This is a genomic window from Isoptericola sp. NPDC060257 (assembly GCF_042726645.1).
Lineage (GTDB): Bacteria > Actinomycetota > Actinomycetes > Actinomycetales > Cellulomonadaceae > Isoptericola > Isoptericola nanjingensis.
In genome coordinates this window covers 1-7,135 of record NZ_JBHXAW010000236.1, presented here as the reverse complement: position 1 = coordinate 7,135, position 7,135 = coordinate 1, and the positions used below count along the sequence as shown (strand labels likewise).

General features: G+C 73.3%; 5 protein-coding genes. 2 read left to right on the top strand and 3 right to left on the bottom strand.

Annotated features, from left to right (window positions below):
* Positions 1 to 41: 41 nt before the first annotated feature.
* The 3 genes from ACFWEK_RS16720 to ACFWEK_RS16710 form a co-directional block, all read right to left on the bottom strand.
* Entirely contained in the window at positions 42 to 1,358 is a 1,317-nt protein-coding gene (locus ACFWEK_RS16720; protein WP_430546959.1) for an ABC transporter substrate-binding protein, read from the bottom strand.
* Between the two features lie 406 nt (positions 1,359 to 1,764).
* Entirely contained in the window at positions 1,765 to 3,246 is a 1,482-nt protein-coding gene (locus ACFWEK_RS16715; protein WP_430546960.1) for a mannitol dehydrogenase family protein, read from the bottom strand.
* A 58-nt stretch (positions 3,247 to 3,304) separates the two neighbouring features.
* The gene (locus ACFWEK_RS16710) at positions 3,305 to 4,318 is read right to left on the bottom strand and encodes a LacI family DNA-binding transcriptional regulator (protein ID WP_430546961.1); all 1,014 of its coding nucleotides are present in this window, start codon (positions 4,316 to 4,318) and stop codon (positions 3,305 to 3,307) included.
* Between the two features lie 179 nt (positions 4,319 to 4,497).
* Between ACFWEK_RS16710 and uxaC the strand changes: the two genes are divergently transcribed.
* Entirely contained in the window at positions 4,498 to 5,916 is a 1,419-nt protein-coding gene (gene uxaC / locus ACFWEK_RS16705; protein ID WP_430554763.1) for a glucuronate isomerase, read from the top strand.
* A 55-nt stretch (positions 5,917 to 5,971) separates the two neighbouring features.
* Positions 5,972 to 7,093, top strand: coding sequence for a mannonate dehydratase (locus ACFWEK_RS16700; RefSeq protein WP_430554762.1), 1,122 nt, complete (start codon positions 5,972 to 5,974; stop codon positions 7,091 to 7,093).
* Positions 7,094 to 7,135: the final 42 nt, after the last annotated feature.

Below are 7,135 nucleotides of genomic sequence, written 5' to 3'. Positions count from 1 at the left end.
CCCCCGAGCGGCGTCGAGCGTGGTGCCCGAAGTCACCGCAGTCACGACTGCTTCACCGCGCTGTCGGCGAAGGAGAACCACTGCGTGACGAACTCGTCGACCGTGATGTTGCCGTACCCGAGCTCCTCACCGAGGCGCTTGAACTCCGCCTCGATCTCGCCGAAGCCCTCGACCGGGACCGGGGCGGGCTCGGTCACGACGTCCGCCACCTGCTCCTCGTACTTCACGACCTGCTCGTCCACCGAGCCGGGCTCGACCTCCATCGCGTCGATCTGCGCCTGGACGGCGGGCACGCCCTTCGAGGTGCCGAAGATCTTGCCGACCTCCGGCTCGTTGATGAGGAAGTCGATGAGCGCCGCGGAAGCCTCCGGCTGCTGGGTCTGCGCCGACGCGGAGAGCAGCATCGACGGCTTCCAGAACTGCGACGGGCCGTTCTCGCCGGACGGGATCGGGAGCATCTGGATGTCCTCGCCGGACTCGGCCACGTAGCCCGCCAGGAAGTTGTCCCACGTCGACTCGGACGCGACCTCGTTGACGTGGAACCCGCCGAGCGGCTCCAGCTGCTTGTTCTTCTTGATCGGGTAGATCGCCTCGGAGTCGCGAAGCCCCTGGCCCAGGTTCAGCCACTCGGTCATCTGCGCCTCGTCGAAGTTGAGCTTGCCGTCCTCGCTGAACGGCTCGACGCCCTGCTGGATGAGCCACTGCAGGAAGAACCAGAACGTCGCGGTGAAGTCGCCGCCGCCGTACAGGGCCGGGTCCTCGCCGGCGCCCGCCTCGGTGACCTTCTCGATCCACGCGCTGTAGTCGTCCCAGGTGTAGCCCTCGGCGAGCGGCTCGACGCCCACCTTCTTGAGCAGGTCGGCGTTGTAGAACGTGGCGAGCGTGTTGGTGCTCGTCGGGACGCCGTACTGCGCGCCGTCGATCTGCCCGGAGGTGAGGAGCGAGTCCTCCACGCCGTCGGTGTTCAGGTTGACGCCCACCTGGCCGCCCAGGTCGAGAAGCTGCCCCGTGGCGCCGTACTGGCGCAGGTAGGACAGGTCCATCTGGATGACGTCCGGCAGGGCGCCGCCCGCGGCCTCGGTGGCGCGCGCGGTCCAGTAGCCGTCCCAGTCCTGGAACTGGGTCTGCACCGTGATGTTGGGGTGCTTCTCCTCGAAGAGGTCCACCGCCTTCTCGTACATCTCGGCACGGGCGGGCTCGCCCCACCAGGCGAGCGAGATGGTGATGTCCTCGTCGGTGCTCACCTTCTCCGCGGAGCCCGGCTCCGCAGTGTCGGCGCCGCCTCCGCAGGCGGTGAGGGTGAGGGCGACGGCGACCGCCGCCGCGGCCGCGCCGGCGGCCTTCCGCGTGATCCTCATGTGAGCCTCCTCGCTCGTCGATCGTCCACGATCGTCGGCGACGAGGACGCCCCGTTGACCCCTCGTTCGGCTGCCGACTGAATCGATAAAACAGGATTCGGTAAGCGTTGTCCAGCCCCGGGGTGCTCCGAGTCACATCACGATCTCGCAACGAGCCCTGACGCGTTCCCGCGGCGACGACCCGTCGCGGCACGGCGAGAGCCGCGACGGCCCGCGCACGTGTGATCGCTCACATCCGGCCGGCAGCCTACGTGGCGGCGGCGCCGTGCGACGAACCCGCAGGAGAGAGGGGCGCTGCCCTGTCCGCCCGCGTTCCCTCGAGCTGTCAGAGCCAGGCGGGCCTGGGGCGCCACCTGGCTCTGACAGCTCGCGAGATCGTGCGGTCACCAGCCCGCGGCGGGCGAGCTCAGACCTCCGCGAGCTCCGGCACCTGGGCCAGCACGGCGTCCACGAGCCCGGCGTCCGTGCCGACGCCCTCCGGCAGCAGACCCGGCAGCGCCAGCAGCGCCCGCGCGACGTCGGCCGGCGACGCGGCCGCCGGGTCCCCGCCCCCGGCACCCGCCACGACGTCGGCGAGGTCCTGCGCCCGCGGGTCGTCGACGAGCCGGCCGGCGGCCGCCTCCCGGCGCACCACCTCGCTCCACGCCGCGAGCGCGAACGCCGCCCCGGCCGGGACCGCGCCCGCCGCGAGCCGGTCCGCGACGATGCCGCCCCAGCGGAACGGGATCTTCTGGGTGCCGTCCATCGACACCTGGACCGTGGTGTGGCCCGTGGCCGGGTTGGCGAACCGCTCCAGCAGCGACTCCGCGTACGCGCGCAGGTCGGAGCCGTCGGGCGGGGTGAGCGTCGGCAGCGCGTCGTCGAGCATGAAGGCGCGGGCCCGCTCGTGCAGCACGGGGTCGGTCACGGCCTCCGCGAGCGTCGCGTGACCCGCCAGCCGACCCGCGTACGCGAGCAGCGAGTGCGTACCGTTGAGCAGCCGCAGCTTGGCCTGCTCCCAGGGCGCGACGTCGTCGGTGAACGTCGCGCCCGCCTTCTCCCAGGCGGGGCGCGGCCCGGCGAACCGGTCCTCGATCACCCACTGGCGGAACGGCTCCCCGACGACGAGGCCCTCGTCGCGGGTGCCGAGCTCGCGCTCCACCGCGTCCCGCTGGGCGGGCGTCGTCGCGGGCACGATCCGGTCCACCATCGAGCACGGGAACGCGACGTCGGTCGCCAGCCACGACCGCAGCCCGGCGCCCTGCTCCCCCGGGAGCGCCGCGTCCACCGCCTCGCCCACGAGCCGTCCCAGAACGTGCCCGTTATCGACCATGTTGTCGCAGGTCAGCACCGTGATCGGGCGCCGCTCCCCCGCCGCCTGGGCAGCACGCCACCGGGCCGCGAGCCCGCGCACGAGCAGCCCGACCGCCGTCGCGCCCGGGACGGCGGCGTCGCCGGCGGCAAGGGCGTCCAGGTCCGGGCGCACCCGCTCGACGTCGAGCCCGCCGTCCGCGCCGCGAGCGTATCCCTTCTCGGTGACGGTCAGCGTCACGACGTGGGTCGTGGGCGCCGCGATCGCCTCCAGCACCCGCGCGGTCTCCTCCGCCGGCCAGGCGACGTCGAGCACCGCCCCGACCAGGTCCAGCCGGGTCTCGTGCGTGCCCGCGGTGAGCACCGCGTAGGCGCCGCCCTGCGGCCGGAGCTGGTCGCGCACGGAGGCCGACCGCTGTGTGACGCCGAGGATGCCCCAGCGGCGGTCCCCCGTGGCGCGGGCGGCCAGCTCCGTGAACACCGCCTGGTGCGCACGGTGGAACGCCCCGATCCCCAGGTGCACGATGCCCACCTGGTCGGGGGTCACCGGCGCCTCGAGGTGGGCGGGCAGGTGGGAGCGGTGCAGGCGGTCGGTCATGGTTCCTCCGTCGTCCGGCGGCGTCGCCGGGATGGTGCGTCCGTGTCGGTCGGGGTGGTCAGGGGGCGTCGGGGGCGGGCCGCGGCGCCGCGGCGCGCGGGGGTGCGGTCGATCCACGGACGACGAGCTCGACGGGGAGCGTCACGTCGCCCTGCAGGGCCCCGTCGTCCTTGCCCGGGCGCAGGACCAGGCGGTCGACGGCCACCCGGCCGGAGTCGCGGAGGTCGGTCCGCAGGGTGGTGAGGGGCGGGGCCAGGAGCTCCGCGACGTACGCGTCGTCGCAGCCGACCACGGACAGGTCGCCGGGCACGTCGAGGCCGCGCACCCGCAGGCGCTCGACCAGGCCGGCGGCCACGAGGTCGTTGAAGGTCACGACCGCCGTCGCGCGGGTGGCGACGACGAGGTCCGCTGCCGCGTGCCCGCCGGCGACCTGGGGCCGGTGCGGCCCGAGCTCCACGAGCTCGACGTCGCCGAGCCGCGCGGCGGCCGCACGGAGGCCGGCGCGGCGGCGGCCGTCCGACCACGAGCGGGCGGGCCCGCCCACGTAGGCGACCTTCGCGTGACCCAGCGCCCGCAGGTGCTCGAGGGTGCGCAGCATGCCCGCCTCGTGGTCGGCGACGACCGACGGCAGCCCGTCGACGTGGTGGTTGACCAGCACCACCGGTCGGCCCTCGAGCGCCTCGACCGTGCGCTCCACCGCGCGCGGCGAGCACAGGATGATGCCGTCGGTCTGCGGAGCCAGGCCCGAGACGGCCTCGGTCTCGAGCTCGGGGTCCTCGTCGGAGTCGACGACGAAGAGCCCGACGCCGCGTTCGCGCGCCTGGGCCTGGGCGCCCTTGGCGATCGCCGCGAAGTAGGGGTTGGCGAGGTCGGGCACCACGAGCCCGAGCGCTCCGGAGCGGCCCGCGCGGAGCACGCTGGCCGCCCGGTTGGGCCGGTAGCCGAGCTCGCGCGCCGCGGACGTCACCCGGTCGCGCGTCGCCACGGCGACCCGCTGCGGGTCGGTCAGGGCGCGCGAGACCGTCGAGATCGACACGCCGGCCGCCCGCGCGACGTCGTGCACCGTGACCACGACCACCGTCTCCTCGAACCGCCGCTCGCATCCGGACGATGCGAACGTTTGCCAGATCGTCGCACATCTCGGCGCGCCGTGTCTGCACCCTGCCGCGGACGCCTTGGGGATTCCGTGCCCGGCGGTCGGCAGGCTACGATGCAAACGTTCGCATCCCATCTCGACGTTGAGGAGCTCCTGTGAGCGAGCGCTGGACCCTGCACCCCGACCGGGCGCTGCCCGCCGACCCCGGATCCCGGGTACTGGCCCGCGAGATCTACGCCGCGGTGCGGGACCTGCCGATCGTCTCGATGCACGGCCACGTGCCGGTCGAGTGGTTCGCGGACGACGCGCCCTTCGGCGACCCGGCCCAGCTCGTCGTCGTGCCCGACCACTACCTCACGCGGATGCTGGTCTCCCAGGGCGAGACCCTGCCCCGCCTCGGCGTCGGCTCCACGGACGACGAGGCCGTCGAGACCGACCCGCGCGAGATCTGGCGCCGGTTCTGCGCCGGGTGGAAGCACTTCCGCGGCACGCCCACCCGCTACTGGCTGGAGCACGTGCTCGTCGAGATCTTCGGCGTCACGCAGCGCCCGTCGGCCGAGACGGCCGACGCCCTGTACGACCAGGTGGCCGCGCGGCTCGCGGAGCAGGAGTTCCGTCCCCGCGCACTGCTCGACGCCTTCAACATCGAGGTCATCGCCACGACCGACCCCGCCTGGGCGACCCTCGACGCGCACGCGAAGCTCGCCGCCGACGGCTACGGCGACCGCGTGCTGCCCACCTTCCGGCCCGACCCCCTGCTGCACGTCGACCGCGCCATCTGGCGCGACGACGTCGCGCGGCTCGGCGAGGCGGCCGGCGTCGACGTCACGTCGTACGACCGCTACCTCGAGGCCCTGCGCGCGCAGCGCGAGCGCTTCGTCGCCGCGGGCGCGCGGGCCACCGACCACGGCCACCTGTACGCCGACACGGCGCCGCTGGACGACGCCGACGCCGCGCGCATCCTCGACAGGGCCCTCGCCGGCACGGTCACGGCCGCCGAGGCGCAGGCGTTCAGCGGGCACATGCTGTTCCAGATGGCCGCGATGTCGGCGGAGGACGGCCTCGTGATGCAGCTGCACCCCGGCGTGCTGCGCGACCACGCGAGCGCCCCGTTCGCCGCGTTCGGCCCGGACAAGGGCTACGACATCCCGGTGGTCACCGAGTTCACGCACTCGCTGCGCCCCGTGCTGGACGCCTTCGGCCACCACCCGGGCTTCCGGATGATCGCGTTCACGGTGGACGAGGACGTGTACTCGCGCGAGCTCGCTCCGCTGGCCGGCGTCTACCCGTCGCTGCGGCTCGGCGCCCCGTGGTGGTTCCTCGACGCCCCCGACGCGATGCGGCGGTTCCGCGAGGCCGCCACCGAGACGGCCGGGTTCAGCAACATGAGCGGCTTCGTGGACGACACCCGCGCGTTCTGCTCCATCCCCGCCCGGCACGACCTGGCCCGGCGCGTCGACGCCGGCTACCTGGCCCGCCTGGTGGCGGAGCACCGCCTCGACCTGGACGAGGCGGTCGACGTGGCCACCGACCTGACCTACCGCCTGCCGCAGGCGGCCTACTCCCGCCCCTGATCGTGGTGGGCGCGCAGAACGACGCACGACGAACGCTTGGAGTCACGCAGTGAAGATGGGTTTCCGCTGGTACGGCGAGGGCAACGACACGGTCACGCTGGACCACGTCCGGCAGATCCCCGGCGTCGAGACGATCGTGTGGAGCCTGCACCACAAGCAGGCCGGCGAGGTGTGGGAGCAGGCGGAGATCGACGCCGAGGTCGCACGCATCACCGGCCTGACCGACGAGGCCCGGGCCCGCGGCGTGACGCGCACGCTCGACGCCGAGGTGGTCGAGTCGGTCAACGTGCACGAGTCGATCAAGCTGGGGCGCACCGTCCTCGGGCTGAGCCGTGACGAGGCGATCGAGAACTACGCGACGACGCTCCGGCGGCTGGGCCGGGCCGGCGTGAAGGTGGTCTGCTACAACTTCATGCCCGTCTTCGACTGGCTGCGCACCGACCTGTGGCACCCGCTGCCCGACGGCTCGACCGCGCTGTTCTTCGAGAAGGCGGTCGTGGACCGGATGACGCCCGAGGGCCTCATCGCCGACATGGAGGCCGGGTCGCACGGCCTCACGCTGCCCGGCTGGGAGCCCGAGCGGCTCGCGGGCTTCACCGAGCTCAACGCCGCGTACGAGGGCGTCACGCACGAGGACATGTACGCGAACTACCGGTACTTCCTCGACGCGGTGGTCCCGGCGGCGGAGGAGGCAGGGATCAAGCTGGGCGTGCACCCGGACGACCCGCCGTTCGACGTCTTCGGCTGGCCGCGCGTCGTGTCGACGCCGGACGACCTGCAGCGCGTGCTCGACCTGCACCCGAGCCCGAACCACGGCCTCACGCTGTGCCTCGGCAGCTTCTCGGCGAACCCGGCGCAGGCGCCGCTCGCGGCGGACACCGTGCGCCGGTTCATGGACCGCATCCACTTCACCCACGTGCGGAACATCAAGCACTTCCCGAACGGCGACTTCACGGAGGTGGGGCACCGGGCGTGCGAGGGCGACGTCGACACGACCGGGATCATGAAGGCGTACGCCGAGGCCGGGTACACCGGCTACGTCCGCCCCGACCACGGCCGCCACCTGTGGGACGAGAACACCACGAACAAGCCCCGCCCCGGCTACGGCCTGTACGACCGCGCGCTGGGCATCCAGTACCTGCTCGGCGCGTGGGACGCGTTCCGCTACACCGCCTGATCCGTCGGTCGGGCCCGTCGAGACCTGACGTCTCGACGGGCC

Bases quoted from the DNA above. Each gene is read 5' to 3' on its own strand.
- ACFWEK_RS16720 (WP_430546959.1), bottom strand. From the start codon at position 1,358: ATGAGGATCACGCGGAAGGCCGCCGGCGCGGCCGCGGCGGCGGTCGCC.
- ACFWEK_RS16700 (WP_430554762.1), top strand. From the start codon at position 5,972: ATGGGTTTCCGCTGGTACGGCGAGGGCAACGACACGGTCACGCTGGAC.
- ACFWEK_RS16715 (WP_430546960.1), bottom strand. From the start codon at position 3,246: ATGACCGACCGCCTGCACCGCTCCCACCTGCCCGCCCACCTCGAGGCG.